Source organism: Prochlorococcus marinus subsp. marinus str. CCMP1375, from assembly GCF_000007925.1.
Lineage (GTDB): Bacteria > Cyanobacteriota > Cyanobacteriia > PCC-6307 > Cyanobiaceae > Prochlorococcus_E > Prochlorococcus_E marinus.
This window is the reverse complement of the sequence record NC_005042.1, coordinates 1363262-1375909: the sequence shown is the minus strand read 5'-3', so window position 1 is coordinate 1375909 and position 12648 is coordinate 1363262. Positions and strand designations below refer to the sequence as shown.

22 protein-coding genes and 1 pseudogene are annotated in these 12648 nt (G+C 34.4%); 12 read left to right on the top strand and 11 right to left on the bottom strand.

Annotated features, from left to right (window positions below; genetic code table 11):
• Positions 1-44 precede the first annotated feature (44 nt).
• The 3 genes and pseudogenes from PRO_RS07335 to PRO_RS07325 all read right to left on the bottom strand — a co-directional run bounded on the left by PRO_RS07335 (position 45) and on the right by PRO_RS07325 (position 1022).
• A complete protein-coding gene (locus tag PRO_RS07335; RefSeq protein ID WP_011125649.1) occupies positions 45-299 on the bottom strand; it encodes a hypothetical protein in 255 nt (84 codons plus the stop codon).
• Positions 300-331: 32 nt separating this feature from the next.
• Positions 332-778: pseudogene (locus PRO_RS07330) on the bottom strand (hypothetical protein).
• Positions 779-782: 4 nt separating this feature from the next.
• Positions 783-1022, bottom strand: coding sequence for a DUF3721 domain-containing protein (locus PRO_RS07325; RefSeq protein ID WP_011125646.1), 240 nt, complete (start codon positions 1020-1022; stop codon positions 783-785).
• Between the two features lie 693 nt (positions 1023-1715).
• Here PRO_RS07325 and psbF point away from each other — a divergent pair.
• Complete coding sequence (gene psbF, locus PRO_RS07320; RefSeq protein ID WP_011125645.1) at positions 1716-2006, top strand: cytochrome b559 subunit beta, long form; 291 nt, start codon at positions 1716-1718, stop codon at positions 2004-2006.
• A gap of 106 nt (positions 2007-2112) precedes the next feature.
• Here the strand turns inward: psbF and PRO_RS07315 are convergent, their stop codons facing one another.
• Positions 2113-2721, bottom strand: coding sequence for a hypothetical protein (locus tag PRO_RS07315; protein ID WP_011125644.1), 609 nt, complete (start codon positions 2719-2721; stop codon positions 2113-2115).
• A 162-nt stretch (positions 2722-2883) separates the two neighbouring features.
• On the opposite strand from PRO_RS07315, the gene PRO_RS07310 reads away from it, so the two are divergent.
• The 3 genes from PRO_RS07310 (at position 2884) to PRO_RS07300 (ending at position 3939) form a co-directional block, all read left to right on the top strand.
• Positions 2884-3048 (top strand): hypothetical protein, encoded by a 165-nt coding sequence (locus tag PRO_RS07310; RefSeq protein WP_164923243.1) that lies wholly within the window; start codon positions 2884-2886, stop codon positions 3046-3048.
• A 333-nt stretch (positions 3049-3381) separates the two neighbouring features.
• Positions 3382-3558 carry a hypothetical protein gene (locus PRO_RS07305; RefSeq protein WP_011125643.1) on the top strand — a complete coding sequence of 59 codons (177 nt, stop codon included), beginning with the start codon at positions 3382-3384 and terminating at the stop codon, positions 3556-3558.
• Positions 3559-3657: 99 nt separating this feature from the next.
• Positions 3658-3939 carry a hypothetical protein gene (locus PRO_RS07300; protein ID WP_011125642.1) on the top strand — a complete coding sequence of 94 codons (282 nt, stop codon included), beginning with the start codon at positions 3658-3660 and terminating at the stop codon, positions 3937-3939.
• A gap of 550 nt (positions 3940-4489) precedes the next feature.
• Here PRO_RS07300 and PRO_RS07295 read toward each other — a convergent pair.
• On the bottom strand, positions 4490-4933 hold the full coding sequence (locus PRO_RS07295; protein WP_011125640.1) for a pyrimidine dimer DNA glycosylase/endonuclease V: 444 nt from the start codon (positions 4931-4933) through the stop codon (positions 4490-4492).
• An 18-nt stretch (positions 4934-4951) separates the two neighbouring features.
• Complete coding sequence (locus PRO_RS07290) at positions 4952-5449, bottom strand: DUF1543 domain-containing protein (RefSeq protein WP_011125639.1); 498 nt, start codon at positions 5447-5449, stop codon at positions 4952-4954.
• A 381-nt stretch (positions 5450-5830) separates the two neighbouring features.
• Between PRO_RS07290 and PRO_RS07285 the strand changes: the two genes are divergently transcribed.
• The 4 genes from PRO_RS07285 (at position 5831) to PRO_RS09445 (ending at position 7873) form a co-directional block, all read left to right on the top strand.
• Positions 5831-6259, top strand: a complete 429-nt coding sequence (locus PRO_RS07285) for a secondary thiamine-phosphate synthase enzyme YjbQ (RefSeq protein ID WP_011125638.1) — start codon at positions 5831-5833, stop codon at positions 6257-6259.
• A gap of 810 nt (positions 6260-7069) precedes the next feature.
• Positions 7070-7216: a hypothetical protein gene (locus PRO_RS09450; protein ID WP_036892030.1), complete on the top strand. Its 147-nt coding sequence runs from the start codon at positions 7070-7072 to the stop codon at positions 7214-7216.
• A gap of 69 nt (positions 7217-7285) precedes the next feature.
• The gene (locus tag PRO_RS07280; protein WP_011125634.1) at positions 7286-7480 is read left to right on the top strand and encodes a hypothetical protein; all 195 of its coding nucleotides are present in this window, start codon (positions 7286-7288) and stop codon (positions 7478-7480) included.
• A 228-nt stretch (positions 7481-7708) separates the two neighbouring features.
• On the top strand, positions 7709-7873 hold the full coding sequence (locus PRO_RS09445; protein WP_011125633.1) for a hypothetical protein: 165 nt from the start codon (positions 7709-7711) through the stop codon (positions 7871-7873).
• Between the two features lie 345 nt (positions 7874-8218).
• Here PRO_RS09445 and PRO_RS07275 read toward each other — a convergent pair whose 3' ends face one another.
• Positions 8219-8446, bottom strand: coding sequence for a hypothetical protein (locus PRO_RS07275; RefSeq protein WP_011125632.1), 228 nt, complete (start codon positions 8444-8446; stop codon positions 8219-8221).
• A gap of 218 nt (positions 8447-8664) precedes the next feature.
• Between PRO_RS07275 and PRO_RS07270 the strand changes: the two genes are divergently transcribed.
• The 4 genes from PRO_RS07270 (at position 8665) to PRO_RS07255 (ending at position 10994) form a co-directional block, all read left to right on the top strand.
• Positions 8665-9186 carry an AbrB family transcriptional regulator gene (locus PRO_RS07270; protein ID WP_011125631.1) on the top strand — a complete coding sequence of 174 codons (522 nt, stop codon included), beginning with the start codon at positions 8665-8667 and terminating at the stop codon, positions 9184-9186.
• 162 nt (positions 9187-9348) lie between these two features.
• Positions 9349-9549, top strand: a complete 201-nt coding sequence (locus tag PRO_RS07265) for a hypothetical protein (RefSeq protein ID WP_011125630.1) — start codon at positions 9349-9351, stop codon at positions 9547-9549.
• Positions 9550-9703: 154 nt separating this feature from the next.
• On the top strand, positions 9704-10045 hold the full coding sequence (locus PRO_RS07260; protein WP_011125629.1) for a DUF1330 domain-containing protein: 342 nt from the start codon (positions 9704-9706) through the stop codon (positions 10043-10045).
• Positions 10046-10127: 82 nt separating this feature from the next.
• Positions 10128-10994 carry a solute carrier family 35 transporter gene (locus tag PRO_RS07255; protein ID WP_021013186.1) on the top strand — a complete coding sequence of 289 codons (867 nt, stop codon included), beginning with the start codon at positions 10128-10130 and terminating at the stop codon, positions 10992-10994.
• A gap of 11 nt (positions 10995-11005) precedes the next feature.
• On the opposite strand, the gene PRO_RS07250 is transcribed toward PRO_RS07255, so the two are convergent.
• From PRO_RS07250 to PRO_RS07245, 4 genes are all read right to left on the bottom strand, one after another.
• Positions 11006-11545: a hypothetical protein gene (locus tag PRO_RS07250; RefSeq protein ID WP_011125627.1), complete on the bottom strand. Its 540-nt coding sequence runs from the start codon at positions 11543-11545 to the stop codon at positions 11006-11008.
• 96 nt (positions 11546-11641) lie between these two features.
• The gene (locus tag PRO_RS09440; RefSeq protein ID WP_011125626.1) at positions 11642-11812 is read right to left on the bottom strand and encodes a hypothetical protein; all 171 of its coding nucleotides are present in this window, start codon (positions 11810-11812) and stop codon (positions 11642-11644) included.
• Between the two features lie 56 nt (positions 11813-11868).
• Entirely contained in the window at positions 11869-12039 is a 171-nt protein-coding gene (locus PRO_RS09435) for a hypothetical protein (RefSeq protein ID WP_011125625.1), read from the bottom strand.
• Between the two features lie 81 nt (positions 12040-12120).
• Positions 12121-12426: a hypothetical protein gene (locus tag PRO_RS07245; RefSeq protein WP_011125624.1), complete on the bottom strand. Its 306-nt coding sequence runs from the start codon at positions 12424-12426 to the stop codon at positions 12121-12123.
• Positions 12427-12648 lie beyond the last annotated feature (222 nt).

Here is a 12648-nt window from a genome sequence, read left to right as displayed (position 1 = left end):
ATCTGCTTATTTACTTTGTATCATTGACTCTGAAACAGCTTTTTTCAGTTAAGACTCATTATTTTAACCCCGTAAACAATCATCCCACAACCTACTATACAAGCATTTATTAACCCCATGCCAACAACTCCGATCGTAAAAAGTCCCATTGAGACAGCGCCTATAGAGACAATTCCCATGGGAACTAATCCAATGGCAATAATTCCACGAGGTGCTATCCCAATTGAAATTAATTTGGGCATGCTATCGCCAAGTTGATTCCCTTGGTATGAGTTTGTTATTTGAGAATCAGAAGGCAAATTTATTTGTGAATTAATGGAGATTTAGATAATTATTGATTAGGTCTATGGGTTGCACAAGGCATCCATAATTGACCCATTTTGTGAACCCCTAAACATCCTAACTTTTTAGCTTCTTCCTCTGCTTTCGATTTAGAGGGATAGGCGTAAATGTTTTTCGGAGATGAATGGTGTGTATTCTCAATAGTTGATTGGGGGAACCCCACCTCGATTGGACTCCATACTTTTATCCCCATAGTTGTTATCCCTGCAGAGAATATTCCCATACCAACAATGGAGGCGTTTACTACTCCCATTGCCACCAGCCCAAGAGATACTACTCACATTGGAACTATGCCTATAGAAACAATTCCCATTGGGACTATGCCAATTGATATGAACCCAAGTGGTGCTATGCCTATAGCAATCTTTTTGGGCTTGCTCCCACAGTGAGAAGGACCTTTTGATTGATCTTGATTAGGACTATTAATAACTGCCATTTATTTAGTGATTGTGATGACCATGATTGGGATGCTTTTCACAAGGCATCCACTTGTCTCCCATTTTATGAGCACCAGTGCAATTGAAATCTTTGGCTGCTTCTGCTGCTTCTGTCTTGGTATCAAAAAGAGCACGGGTTTTGCTCTTGTTGGTATGAGTGGAGCAACTAATTAAAAGAGTACTAGTAAATAAAAGGGGAATGAACAGAAATCTTGCCATTACCAATCTTAATGAGGTTTCCAAACATTTATTATTATATATAGTTAAATGAGATTGAATGCATTGAATGGCTATGTAGTATTAATATACCCTGATATACAAGATTGGGTTGCATGATTGGAATGCAACTTTTTCCAGAGGAAAACTCGACTGATTTGCCTTTAGCATTTAATTAATATCTCCTTCTTGCTTGCCTGTAATAACGACAGTGCTTTTTTTGACTTTATTTTTTCGGCAAGAATTAGCTTGCACACGAATAGAATAGAACTTTGACAACTCATTCTTCTAAGTTGTGTTGACGTTACTTCCTATATGCAAAAACTAGAACACCTACCTTTTTGAGCTTATTATTGCCAATTAACTATGTAAAAGAGTTTATTCTATGGTTCCTAGAGTGTCAGAGATCACCTGCTCCTTTTATTTGATGAAGCACTCCTTTGGGATAGCAATTCACAAAAGTATTATGGCTGAAATACTTGTAACTCTCTAGAGAATCAATAGCTTTCTCATGAACTTGTTCATTACATGAATAAATAAATTTAACTCTTAATACTTTTAGTTGTTAAAAAAAATATTTTAATTTGTTCTCTTTATACAAAGACATTGAGAATAACTATGTTTAGTAAAAGAAAGCACAAGCAAAATACATAAAATTAAAAACTAATCAATTAGATAAATGCTAAAGATTAAATCAATAAGTTAAATGCTTTAAACTTAATGGTTTTAAAAACTTTAATTGTCATAGCTCCAATTTTAATTGCAGCATTCTCAACAATTTTCTGGCTTTCATATTGGGGTGTCTTCAAGTGGGAAGACAATCAACTAGGTTTCGAAAATTATCAAGATTGGGAAGATAGTGGGGTTATTCCGGAAAACAGACCAAAGGGAGGTTATCCAGTATTTACTGTTAGAACACTTGCTGTAAATGCTTTGGGAATACCAACAGTATTTTTCTTAGGCGCTATTTTCGCAATGCAATTTGTTCGTAGAGGTATTTTCATTGCTTAATTGTTATGAAAGCCATCGATCAAGTCCTATTCTTTATTGTTTCGATTACAGCCTTTTCATGGCTATCTATTGTTTTGACTGGGAATTTGTTGACTTATTTAATGAGTTAACCAAATGGATTTGAACCTGTTAAAGGAGCTACAAAAAGATATTCCATAAATATCCCAGTAATAGCTAAAGGTAATACCCATATTGCTAGGAAGCGTGCCCCAAAGAATCTCATAGATCCATTGCCTTCTAGTGATTGCTTGGTTGATGTGTATATTGTGTCTGCTTTGGTAACCGAGAAATCTAATTTTTCATATGGCCTTACTGGATTTAGTCTATTTGCTAAATCGTTGATTTTCTTTATAACAATTATTGGTAGGACCCAAATGGCCATAAAGCGTGGACCAATCCAATATCTTGGATGAGGGAATGCATATTCAATTTTAGACTCTTGCTTTGGGAACCCCTTTTCTATAGAAGTAAATATATCTTGGTTGTTAATTTCTTTTAACACTATAGGTTTTTTCTCTAAAACTTTACTTGCTTCAGCTTTGCTTGAATTTTCAGTTTCTGTTAAAGAATCGTTTTGAGTTTCTGGATGATTTGATTCGATTGAGGTTGCTTCATATGCTGCTTTAATTGATGATGATTTAGCTTGACTTGAAATAGGATCCCCTTCTCCTGCTGTTTCTTGAGAATTAGGAATATTGTTGTCTAGATTTTCCATGCTTTAACCATAAAATATAATTTTATGGCTACTGTTTGGGAGTCAAATGATAAATGGTGCATTTAAATGTATAAATCATTCCAAGCTTAAGTTGTAAATTAACATTATTGAGTCAGCATATGATTTATATCTTGTAGAAGTTCTATATATAGGATCAATCAAATGCTACAAACTTTATTTGGTTTAGCTTCTTCTGAGCTAGGAGTAAGTAGCTCCACAATAAATATAATTTTGTCGATTTCAGCTTTACTTGTTGTAGGCCTTCCTCTCGTCTTTGTTTTTCGCTCCCAGAAAGGATCTTTAACTTCGCGAAAAGTTACTTTGTAAACTTGCTGTTATTTTAGTGTCTTTAAACAAATTTTTCATAGGCTTAAGCGTTGAAAACCTTCAATGATTTGCTCTAATTCGAATGAATTAGTAATTTGTATAGCTTATTGACGAGGATAAATATTGTCTTCTCAACAGCGTTTAACTCTTTTATGCAGAATAGTTTGATTGATTCATAGGCTTTAATTTAAAAGAGTTCTTCTTTAGCAAATCTTTAGCAAATCTTTAGCAAATTTCTTTGTTTAATTCGGCTTTGTATAAGTCAAGTGTAGTTCTTACCTATGGTTTTTATTAGATCAGTTGATATAACACACATAAGCTGCAAAGTCCTGAATGCCATTTTTGAATCCACAGACTATTGGGAGTTGTTACAGCGAGAATATGGCAGAACTAACTCCTGAGTTATACCAAGAATTGATTAGATATAAAACAGAAGACAAGAGTTACTTTCGTCAGCCTATAGATCTATCAAGCTTTAGACAAAATAACCAAGTTAGCGAAGCTGCTTGATTTTGAGTATTAGTTACGAGGGCACGTAATTGGTAAAAGAGTTTAAATGTATTTAGGAAACATAATTTACGGCCTATATCCACAGGCCGTTTTTTTATTATGAACGACGAAAATTGGAAAGAAGAGTACAAGGCCTTAAATCCTAATCTCCAACCTTATCAAACTAAATTGCTTGACGAGGGCCCACAAAGTAATAGTCAGACGCTAATGCTTAGTGACATGTGGCTTGAATGGAAGGCTCTTTCTACTAAAAGAAAACTCAATGAGATCGCAGCCGATTTCAGAGTACAAGATCCTTGGGGAGACAACGTTAGCCCTTGCAAGGTTAAGCCAATTGAGATAGATGAACAGTTCTTGAAATTTGTTGCACCTATGAAATAGTAGACATTTTGTAGATTTATTATCAAATTAACTGAAAATTAGTTTAACTCTATGAGAAAAAATAATTTAAGGTGATTAGGCATTAGAGGCTTATATGCAAGATGAAATAAGGACCTTTTAGCATTGTTTCAACTCATTAGTTATATTTAACTTTTCCTCCATATATAGTAGGTTTCCAAAAAACCTCTAGAAATGGTATATGAAAAGCTTCCTATTGGTAGTAGATATTTATCAAAACCAAATGGAGGCGCGGTATCAAGAAAAATCAATGTTAACTAATTTGTTTACCGAAAACAAATTGTGGGGATGGTTCGGTCTAACCTTAATTACCATTTCAATTGGAATAATCCTTTGGAGCTTTTATCCAAAGGATGAAAGTAAATAATAAATTGTTAGTAATTAAAAATAAAGTTGAATAAGAAAATACTTCTCAATTATTGGGATAAATTACCTTGGACTATTTCTATAATGCTCGCTCTATTTAAACGTTGAGATTGCCTTTTTGGGTTTCACGGTTTTTAGTAAAAAGAAATTAGTTATTAACTAGCAACTATAAAAATTTAATGTTCTGGGCTTGCTTCGTTGCCTTTTTTTTTGTCCAGCGATACCAATTTGGCTTTTGATTGATTTTTTCTTTGATCCTCTTTCTTATAAGTTTAATATCTTGAGCGCTAGGTCCCCAGTCTTTGTAAAAGTCATTAGGCCACTGCTCTTTTTTGAATTGCCGTTCTGGATTTGGATTCATGCCTCTGCATTTCATTTCATCGATCAGCTTTATATATCTTTTGTGGAGGTATTTTCCCTTGTTATAGAAGAATTTGACATGCCCAATATTTAAGGTGAATTCTTTGGGTAAGTTTTTCTTGGTTTTTTCCCAGGTTTTCGACTTTATTGAACGCTGGAGAGCAGAGCCAATCATGAAAATTTCTCTATATTCTGCAATTAAATGTTGATCAGATAGCTCACTTGGATTTATTAAGTTGATTCTTGTCATTGAAAAACTCTTTGAAGATTAATTGATAAGCCAGTATCCGCTCCAGTCGGGAGTCATTCCATCATCCCGGCTTTGAGGATCAGTTTCTAAGAAGACTGTATATTCTTGAAAATGGATTATAGAAGCATGGTCATCTTTGTGGATTTGTTTTATAGGTTGGGACCATCTGCTACGAGCCTTCTTCTTAGCCTCTTGGGCTGATGTTGCGACTACAATTTCTATGTGATGCTGTTCCAGCATCTCATCAGTTTTATATCCTCCAAGGTTAATGAACCAAAGCTTGTTGGCGTAGCTCTCTTTGCTCTTATCTCTATTGATAAGTTTAATTCGATAACCATCTACAAATTGAATTAATTTATAGCTATCTATGTGTAGCCCTAAAGAATTGCCAATCCATTCGGACTTTAATTTCGGGATAGTTGATTCAATATTTTTGCCAATTACCCAACGAATATCGTGCATCTCAATATGTCCCCCTTTTATTTTTCCTCCCAAAACTACAAGGTATAAATTCATTTAAGACAGTACTTCATTGAGTCAGCTCATTAGTGATGATGATTGAAAAATCTATTCAATGTCTTTTTTGGATGCTTTTATTATTACTGGGAATAAATTTGTAATGTAGGGATTATCTCAACAGAAATTAATTAGTTTGCTCAGTCACCTTTAATCAAATTAGCCAGGAGAAAAGACTCAATGCAGCATTAAGGAGAGTGCGAATCCCATTGCTTAGTTAATGCATAGTATTTGAAGGTGGCTAAAACTAAAATAATTGGGCATCACTAGATCGGATTTTGTCTACAGCGGTTAAGTCATTTTCGATATTATGTAAATATTTCTCAAAAAGCGCCAATATATATGGAGAATCAATAGTGAATTTTTGCTGTAATTTTAAAAATGCTTACTCATATCATTAGCGTTAAATCAACTTCTTCTTATAGCTGTCACTCAATTACTGAGCAAATAGAAAGCTTTTTAGATACATCTCAACAGTTAGAAGGGGTTGTGTGTGCATTTAGTCAGCATTCAACGGTTGGGATGATTATTAACGAGATGGAAGAAAGGCTGATATTAGATCTAGGCAAATGGTTAGAAGAGATGGCACCTATAGCACAAGGCTATAAGCATGATGATTTACACCTTAGAGATAATATCCCGAAAGATGAGCCAAAGAACGCTCATTCCCATCTAAGGGCATTGCTTTTAGGTAATCATGTAAGTGTTCCTTTTAAAGATGGGAAACTTCAACTAGGCAAATATCAAGACATAATTATGGTTGAACTAGATGGCCCTAGGGAAAGAAGTATCGTTGTTAGTATTCAGTAATTCAAAAACACTTTTTTATTTTTATTGACTTCAATATATTTGCTATATATCGCTCTAGTTACAAAAGTAATTATTGCGATTTGAATAGAGCTTAATAACCTTTAGGTCAAAGATGCCACTTTACTGGATTAATATTTTTTGACTTTTGATTCTTAGGGATATTAAGTATTTGACTAACATAGTTATGTAAATATATTCGATGCATTTGAGATTTATTTGTTTCACTTGGTTTGACTGCGTTTAATTTGCTGTTAGAACTAAGCAACGAGACTCAAGCTATGTTCCATTTTATCGCTCTTGACGTGCTATCCATATTGGTGATTGTTATTTCTATAATTCAACTAAGTTCAAAATCTAACAAAGCAGAAAAAATCTGATCAATTCAGCAAGTTTTATTTCTTATGGCAGCCATTAGAACGATAAATCCAAGCCATATATAGAAAAAACTCATCATCTAATATCTCCAACGTTTGCTAATGCGGGGCAGCTGGGGTTCGAATACAGGCCCAGGCCGCGAATAAGCAACCCATGCTTCATAAGAAGAATCCCAGGACATGTTCACGTATGATCTGCTTCCTGTTTGAGATACTTTAAAAGGCATTGGAGAAACTGTAGAAATCATTTTCTTAAGGCTCATAGGCTTAGCTCTATAGTACATAGTTACTATAGAGTGTCAAGTCCATGAGGCTTCATGGGGCGGTTTAAATTTGTCGGCGAAATTCAACTTGTTCAAATTGTCAAAAATTATGAGTTAAGTTATGGATATGTTTTTATTGGTTGGGAAGGCTGAAATGCTATGGAGAATATTCGATGAAGAAATTAATCACTTGGCACAAGTCAATGCTTGAGAGAGCACAGAAGGAAATGGGTTTATCTAATTACACATTGTATTGGATGGCTTTTTTTGAAGGAGCTTTAGTAATGTGGATTATTATGAAAATATTCTCTTCTCTTTAGTAAAGACCCATACCCCTTTCACAATAAGTAAGTTATTTTTGGTTGTAGATAATTTGATTATTCGCCTCAATGGCTATAGATCCTGAAGTTATTCCTTCTTCTAGTTCAGCCGGGTTTAATGCTGTTCGATTTATTCCTAAATGGGCTATCTACTCACTTATAGGAATTGGAGTATTGATTGTTGTAGGGATACTAAAATTCATTTTCCCTTTAATTTTAATGTCTTTACTTATTGGGTTTATTTGGAAGCAAGCAAATAACTAAATGCGATTAATGATTCCTACGTTTATGGAACTATTAAACAATCCTAGTTTTTATTAGACTTATCAAAGTAACTTGAAAATAAGATTTGTATTCAAATAGTTGATGCAGCAAACACTTCTGTAGTCATTTTCACCCAAATTTTTTTAGGATCTAGTTCTCGTCTAGTCTGGATATTCCAGAAGGTTTCAAAAGATTGATTAACTTGCTAAAAGCCCTATAAATGTCTTTATGGAGAAAATCTTGGTCAGTGAGAGAACGAAATGGTTGCTTGCCATTGGAGTGTTAGCAATCTCTACGGGCTTAACGGCTCATAATGTCATCTCTTATCCAGAAGAATGTAAGCCTGATATAACAGCAATTAATTTGATAGAACACACTAATGGGATTTCTTGAAACGCCCCATGTAAATAATTGGTCTCTTTGGACCCCTCTAATTGGATGGTTTTTTATATATATTGGTCTGCAGCTCCGCATTACGCAAGTTGAAAAAGAGGAATAATTGTCTTGTTATTCATTGTTAGTGATGACTTACTTGCCGCTGTTTTTTGCAATAGCCTTTCAAATATTTTATAGAAATTTTATCGTGCTTCTTGTTTAGAGAATCTATCGAAGTAAAGATGATTATGGAAGGATCAGGATCCCTTAGCCTTTATGAAGACTGACTTTTAGATCTTAGTTCTTTCGTTAGCAAGCATAACAATTTAGTGATAGAAGCTATCTTTTTTAAAAGACCTTGTTTTATTTCACTTGATACACCTTTGAACGTCCATTGCACTTCCTAACAGCCCATGAAATAGGAGCTTTGATGCTTTCTTGTTCAACACAGACACTTTGATAATTAGCCCATTTAGCCACTGGCCGTAAACTCACTGAAATAAATGCAAGGCTGCATGCACATAAAAGTAGAGATATTCCTATGAAAATTTTTGTCCAATCAAACTTTCTTTTGTCTTTTGCTTCAGTCATGAATATTTAACGGTATTAATTTAGTTAGAAAACACAATATTTCATCAACTTGCTTTTGCAACTTTCTTAAGTTGACTTTTAACAAGTAGTTTATACATCTATGACGACTGTGGGAGGTTACTTGTATTTATCATAACGATAGTCAGAATTTTCTCTTGTTTAGTTGATAAATGAATCCTAAACACTAGTAACTTGGAGATATAGCCAAATTGATTGAAATGCATTCTTTATTAATCTTGTTGATATACATTCTTGCTGGTGCCACCTTGGGTTCCCTAATGCTTCTAACCGGAATCCCTGCAGGACCACTTTTAGGAGCTATCTTGGGCGCTGGATTATTAAGCGTTAGTGGCCAACTTGAAGTTGCAGATTGGCCTTTAGGTACAAAAACAGTACTTGGCATAGGTATAGGAACAGTTATTGGAACAGGGATAAATAGAGAAACATTGGGTGAATTGCAATTGCTTTGGAAGCCTGCATTGATTATCACTTTTACTCTTTTGATAACTGGCATTTTGCTTGGTCTTCTGGTTAGTAGATTTTTTGGAGTAGAAAAGATCGTCGCCTTATTAGGGGCAGCACCTGGTGGAACTATAGGAATGAGTCTTGTCGGAGCAGAGTTTGGTGTTGGTGCAGCTGTTGCTGCTTTGCATGCGGTCAGATTAATAACAGTTCTTTTCTTGATACCGGCAATAGTGAATTTCTTGGCTCCTATGGGAAGTGTTGATGTAACAAAATAATGGTTACCCTTTGAAACGCCTTAGAGATTTGACTGCTCATGTAGCAAGCTAATCAAAGGTATATGCATTAGTGATATTTGAGGAAGTCTTAGATTTATGAGTTTGGCCTTTGCGATGTCTGTTAATTTTGTAGATAATTAGAATGACATGTAATTGTAGTCAATGCGCTTTTTGTTATTCATCTCCTGTGCACTTGCCATTCCAGTTGCTAGTGCCGAAGAATATTATTTAATCCTTTCCAAGAGAGGTTCAGGTTTAGAAAGGATAGAAATGGCTAACAAAGTTGATTGCGAGCAGTTAGGTGAACAATGGAGTGAAGTTTCTGGTCGCCATACTTATGTATGCCTTGAAAACAAAAAATGATGCCTGAATTATTTCTTAGATTCCTTGAAATTTATAAGAGAGGTATCAAAGAAGGAGGGTTTTATGAAGAGCCTATTGGAGATGACTTTAGTTACCCAGATTGGTAATGTTGAATGAGGACTAAAAAAGTTCTCTAGGCTTTTAAATTATTTTTATGGACAAGAAAGGTGCGAAAGGCTATTGGATTTCAACCTCAACAGTTATCAATCAAGCTTTATTTGCTGAGTATGTCGGGAAAGTAGGTCCTTGGCTAAAAGGTGTTGGTGGAGAAGTTTTTGCAAAAGATACAGAGCCACAAGGGAAAGAAAGAACAGAAGGGGCAAATTTGGCAGTTATTTGTGAGTTCTCCTCTATGCGTGCTGCTGTTGAAGCTTATGAGTCGGAGGAATATCAAGAGTTATCGAAGCTTCGTATCGCTGCAACCAAAAATGCAACCTTTACGATTATGGAAGGTATGGATGAAGCAGAAAAACTCAGAAGAGCAATGGGTAAATGATTTTTCGTAGGTTGGAAATTTTGTCGCCATTGATTGACTTGAATAAATATTCTCAATTAGGGATAACTTCCCTCTCTCAGATTTGATTGGAATCATTTCAGCCTTGGGGGCTTCTTTCTCTTGGACATATGCTTGTTTTTTATGGAGGCAACAGACTCGATACTTCTCTTCTATACACGTAAATGTAATAAAAAATATAATTGCATTCATTATATTTTTACCAATAATATTTACTTTTGACTTTATATCTAATTTTAAATATGTTTGCATTCTTTTGCTAAGTGGAATTATTGGAATTGCTATAGGGGACTCATTATATATAACTGCCTTGAAAAAAATAGGGACTAGGAAGACCCTTACTGTAGAAGCTACATCGCCAATTATAGCGAGCCTTTTAGGCTCATTCATGTTAAATGAGGTGCTTCAATTAAAAGTATGGATTGGTGTTTTAATTGTAACTATTTCTTTGATAGGGATAGCGTCACAAAATGTAGATGAGAATAATAATTTTAAATTTAATAGCATAAATCAAAAAGGTTTTTTCTTTGCATTCCTTTCAGTCTTTTGTGCTGTAGTTGCAGCAGCTTTATCAAGAATTGTCCTTTTAAATTCTAGCCTTAATCCATTTCAAACGACAGAAATTAGATTACTTGGTAGTGTTCTTGCTTTATTATTATCGGTTAACCTCAATTTAATTAGATCAATAAAAGAGCTTCCTCCTGCAAATAAAATAAGACTGTTCTATGCAACATTCTTAGGTACTAATTTAGGTATATTATTGCAGCAAAATGTTTTCCAATCCTTGCCAATTGGATTGGGATGGACATTACTAAGTACTTCGCCTGCAATCTCATTACTTTTTGCAAGGGCTGAAGGTGAGAAAGTGAATTGGAAAAGCATAGTATTAACTGGAACAACTATATTAGGAGTCTCAATAGTGTTCATTTGATTAATGTTTGTTCACGACTCAATATTTATTTCACACTGAAGAATAGCCAAGGCCTCATTAGGTAGACCAAGGAAGAGATCCAAGGCTTTGTTACCAGTCTTAGGAATGCAAGCAACTCCTACGAGCTTTGCAACTCCATTTTGTTGAACCACATTACCAGTTTCTTGATATAAATCACTTTTTACGGTTCCTGTTTTAAGACATGTTTTGACAAATAAACTTGGAAAATGAAATTTAGTGAAAATGCTGAAAATAAATCTCGATTCAAAATTCAATAAAACTTCTCCAGAATCTAGGTTAATAGTTCCTTCAAGGATTTCCAGATACATTTGGATCTTTAAGCCTATTAGCAATGGAAGTCCTAAAAACTTTGTTGTTTTTGAAGTAAGTGCAGGTATTGAAAATGTTTCAGGAGCAAATTTTATGTACTTAATATTATTTTTTTCACTTTTAATCACTACGGCTGATCCCCCTCCACCTCTAGCGTCATATTGAAAAGCTGGATATGAGCCAATTGCCAAGAGACAGCCATCAAGGCTTTTTAGATACATGAGACTTCTTTTTCTTTATTTCTCATAGAATAATTTATAAGATATAACTCAATAAAAATTAATAGGAGCAAATAAAATAAAGCTAAATTTTGCCTTTTAACCTTTACCTTTTTCTTCCCAGTAACTCTTGGCTGAGTCAATCATCTTTACTATTTCGCTATTTGGACAACCAGTGTTTTCTTGAAATATTTTGCATTGAGAGTTGATGTCTCTCCAGATTTCACGAATTTCTATAAATTGCTGATCGGTGAAGTGAAAATTACTCATTTGTATACTTGCTTAAAATCCTCAAAGCCCTTAAAGCAATAATTTTGGAGGACTGATTAGTCAGCATATCCATCATCATCTTCAGAGTGAATTCTTTTAGGAGCATTTCCTGCTTGCTCGTACCAAGGATGCACATATGCTTCTTTATCAGAATAGACCTCGCTCTTCAATTCATTGAGAAGTCTTTCAAGGTCATGAATAATCCTTTTTAGATTTCTTTTTTCCATTATTTGATTGAATATATAAGAATAGTTTAAGACTCAAAAAGATAAAATGTTTTAAATAGCACCGTTAAAAGTTCAGCAGGCTTAATGAATGACTAAGTAATTATTTCTAAGCAACTCATCAAACACTTTTCTAACTCTGTCTTGACTCGCTAAAGAAGAAGGTTTTAACTTATCTAATACAGTAGCTAAGCAAGTGATCCAAAGATTACCTTTGCAAATTTCAGAAGCTAAGCAAATTTTCTCTGGTGCAACTTCAAGGCATCCATGATAATAGGAGGTTTTTATACTTTCGATTTGAGTATATAGTTCTAGATCAAGAAGTTCTAGGTCCTCGTCAGTTAATTCCGTCCCTAAGGAATAATATTCAAGTAAGAGTTGATAATTCAAGTTTAATGAAAATGTCTTTAAACTACTCTTCCCTAATTTTATTTACTATTTTGACTGATAGTTTTTTGGCTTAACAGGACGTATTGCCTTTAGGGCTGGGATTTGATACACCTCTTAAACGGAATTTAATTAGTTGTATTCAGAGAAATGAGAAACATAGACTCTCCTTAATTTGCAAAGCTTGCGTCATATACTTGTCTTAGATAAAGGCTATCAGGGAAA